The 2,697-nt window shown below is 66.8% G+C and carries 2 protein-coding genes; both read right to left on the minus strand.

Translation table 11 applies throughout. From position 1 onward, the window contains the following. A partial coding sequence (locus FJ251_15280; protein ID MBM4119064.1) for a hypothetical protein occupies window positions 1–313 on the minus strand: 313 nt, incomplete at its 3' end. Between the two features lie 331 nt (window positions 314–644). Beyond that, window positions 645–938, minus strand: coding sequence for an HU family DNA-binding protein (locus FJ251_15285; GenBank protein ID MBM4119065.1), 294 nt, complete (start codon window positions 936–938; stop codon window positions 645–647). Window positions 939–2,697 lie beyond the last annotated feature (1,759 nt).

Consider the following 2,697-nt stretch of genomic DNA (forward strand, 5'->3'; position numbering starts at 1 on the left):
GCTCGCGCAGGGCGCGCACGCCCTCGGCGATCACGGGCGCCGGGTCGGCGAACTTGAAGCCCTCCGGCAACTTCTCCACCCCGTGCTGCAGACGGGGATCCGTCACCCCGAGCACGCCTAGCTTCTTGCCGCCGTAGGTGAAGACCCGGTAGGCGGGGAAAACCGGCTTGCCGCTGCCGTCGACGAGATTGCCGCAGAGCTGGGCATAGCCCTCGCGCTCGCCGAAGCCCTTGAACACGTCCAGGCCCAGGTAGAGATCCTGGCTTTGCACGCCGGTCGCGCTCAGGCCCATATCGCCGAGCAGATCCATCAACAGGAGCGACTGCCGCTCCCACTGTCGGTCCTTCTGATTGGAGATGTTGTCCCCCCCGCTCAGGATCAGGACGTTCTCGTTTTCCTCACGGAGGGTCGCGATGAGCGCTGCCCGCCGGGCAGCGCCGCCTTTCTGCTTGCTCTTTCAGCCACACTCGTCGAGCTCGCCGACGGCACGGGTCTCGTAGCCGATGACCACGTCGACGTCGGCGAGCGCGGCGCGCACGGTCAGCGCGGCATTCGCGAGGAGGAGCAGGCTACTCCAGAGCAGGCGCGTTCGCAGATGGCGCATTCTCGCCGGTTCTCCTTTGCTGCTGGCGGCCCCGCAGGGCTCAGCCGTTGTAGCGATCCTTCAGGCTCTTGCCCGCGGCAAAGACGGGCTGCCGGCTCGCGGCGATCGGGATCTCCTCGCCCGTGCGCGGATTGCGGCCCGTCCGCGCCTTTCGCGAGCGCAATTCGAAGGTGCCGAATCCGGTGATCTGCACCTTCTCGCCGCTGTCGAGCGCATTGGCGATGACGCCGTTGCGCGGATCCGTGGCGAAGAGCGCATCCACCGCGCTGCGCGCATCCTTGCGGCTGAGGCCGCTGGCTTCTGCAAGCCGGTCGGCGAGTTCCGCCCTGTTCATCGCGATGCCTCCGCGCGTTCGATCACGTGCAGCGATCGTGCCTAGAAACCACCGAACCCAGCGTTGCGGTCGCCCGACTCGATCTTGATATCCTCAGGATGGGCCTTCAGATAGATGCGGAAATAGTACTGCTCCCGTCCCTGGAAGACAAGCCGCGAGAAGCTGGCTTCCCAGCAGTGCAGATCGCGCGTCAGGTGGATCGACTGCGTGCCGAGAACGCCGTCCGCGAGATTCAAGCTGGTTCGATAGTCAAGGCTCCAGTTCTCCGTTAGATCGAGCCGGCCGCCGACGTTGATCGTGGGGCTGGGCGCACTCGCAGGGGTGCGGTTCAATGTGAAGCTCGTGGATAGGTTCCAGCGCTGCGCTCCATTCGGGCTCGCCGCCGCGCCACCCGCCGCCGACGGCTCGCTCTCGCGCAGCGGCGCGTTCGGGTCGAAGGCATCCGGTGCCGGCGCGGCCGGCGCTGCCGGCGTCGCGCCTTCGCGCTCGAGCACCAGATTCCGTTGCTGCTCGTTGCGCTCGACGTTGCCGTAGCGGAAGCTCCCGCTCAGGCTCAGACTCCCCGAGAAGGTGGTGCTGAGCTTCTCGCCCTCGTTGACATCGTAGGATTGGCGCAGCGCCAGGTTGAAGGCCGGCAGCGGATTGAACTGGAAGCTGCTGCTGAGGGCGCTCCAGGGCCGCTCGTCCGCTCGCTTCGTGAGGTCGTAGCCGGTCGTCAGATTCCAGGTGAGCACGCCCGGCTTGCGCTCGGCCTTTTCCCCCTCGCCCAGCTTGAGATCGAGACTGTTGTCCAGCGAGAGGTTGACGCTGCGGCTGAGGCTGAAGGTCTTGCCCCGGTTCTCGGCGTAGCTCCAGCTCGCCGCCGGCGCCAGCGTGTGGCGGACCCCCGTCAAGCGACCGAGACGCGGGTAGAAGAGCCCGAAGAGCTTCAGCGAGACCGCCGTGCTCGCGCTCCAGCGGTGGCTGAACTCGCCGCCGCGGATTTCGCTGCCGGCGACGCTGGCCAGCGCCGCCGTCTCGCCCGTCGGCACGAGTGGGCTCACGCCCGGCGGCAGGATGTCGCCCTTGCCGAAGCGTGCTCGGCCCGCTACGGCGACGGGCTGGTTGCTGCGGTTCCAGTTCTCCGAGGCGCTCAGGCCGGGCCGCACCGTGAGCAGGCCCAGCTTGAAGTTGAGACCCAGGCTGCTGCCTGTCGAGGCGGACTCCGTCACCACGCGCTTCGTCTCGTAGTTGCGCGTCGCGCGCGTGTAGCTCAGGCGCGGGGTCAGCTTGAGCCCGGCGAGCGCGCCCCGTAAACCGTCCCGACCGTGCAGGCCGGGCAGCAGGGGTAGCGGCGTCGCGCTGAAGGAGACGGGAATCGACTCCTCGAGCAGGAGGTTGTCGGTCTTCGGATCCGCGTCCTCCTGGTTGAGGATCTGCGTGCGCTTGTAGCTGCTGTTCAGTGAGAGATTGTCCCACTTCCGACTGAGACCGACATTCGAGGTGAGGCGCTGGTTGACCGTCTGCTCAACTGTGTAGTTGTCGATGTCGCGCAGCTCCTCGCTGCTGACGAAATCGACGTCGGCGTTCAGCTTCGTGCGCTCGCCGATCTCCTGGTTGTGCGTGCCATGCAGTCCCCAGGCGAAAGCGTCGCTGACGAGATTGCGACGCACGTCGTAGCTGAAGTTGCTGCTCACCGTGCCGTCGAGGAAGTAACGCTGGTAGTAGCGAGCACCGAAGCTGCCGAAGAGCGAGCGTCGCTCCTCGAAGCTGCCGCGCG

The sequence above is a fragment of the bacterium genome, assembly GCA_016873475.1.
In the GTDB taxonomy this organism is placed as follows: domain Bacteria; phylum Krumholzibacteriota; class Krumholzibacteriia; order JACNKJ01; family JACNKJ01; genus VGXI01.